Here is a 524-nt window from a genome sequence, read left to right as displayed (position 1 = left end):
CTGGGGAAACTGACGGCTCAAGCGGATGTGCGGCGGGCTTGACCCGCCGCACCTGCCATGGACACTAGCCCAGGTCCTTCGGCCGCGGGCCCAGGTCCTTGGGCCGCAAGCAATGTGTCAGCCGGGCGGGGGACACGACGGACCAATCGCCTTTGAAGACCACCCGGGCGAGGGCTCCCGTCGGGAATTTTTCCTCAAGTCTTGCGATCGCCTTGGCGTCTGACCCCGGCCCGGCAAGCTGTCTGGCCAACTGCTCCAGGCCCGGATTGTGGCCAATTACCAGCAAGCTGCCGCTCGAAGCGTCGGTTTGACCAATCTGGCTCAGAATGTCCGCCGCTGAAGCATCGTACAGCGCCTTGAGGAATGCGACCTGGGGCGGGACGGGCAATTCCGCCGCCACAAGCCGCCAGGTGTCGCGGGTGCGCAGCGCCGCCGACACCAGCGCCAGGTCCGGCAGCCAGCCGCGCGTCGCAAGCTCGCGCCCCATCAACCGGGCTGCCTTCACTCCGCGTTCGGCCAAGGGC

At 67.6% G+C, this 524-nt stretch carries 1 protein-coding gene; it reads right to left on the bottom strand.

From position 1 onward, the window contains the following. Positions 1–64: 64 nt before the first annotated feature. Positions 65–524, bottom strand: a 460-nt coding sequence (locus EN994_RS34620) for a histidine phosphatase family protein (RefSeq protein WP_127308310.1), incomplete at its 5' end; no start/stop codon positions are given.

Source organism: Mesorhizobium sp. M7A.F.Ca.CA.002.09.1.1, from assembly GCF_003998555.1.
Classification (GTDB): Bacteria; Pseudomonadota; Alphaproteobacteria; order Rhizobiales; family Rhizobiaceae; genus Mesorhizobium; species Mesorhizobium ciceri.
The sequence above is the reverse complement of the archived record's forward strand: the minus strand, read 5'-3'. Positions and strand labels throughout refer to the sequence as shown.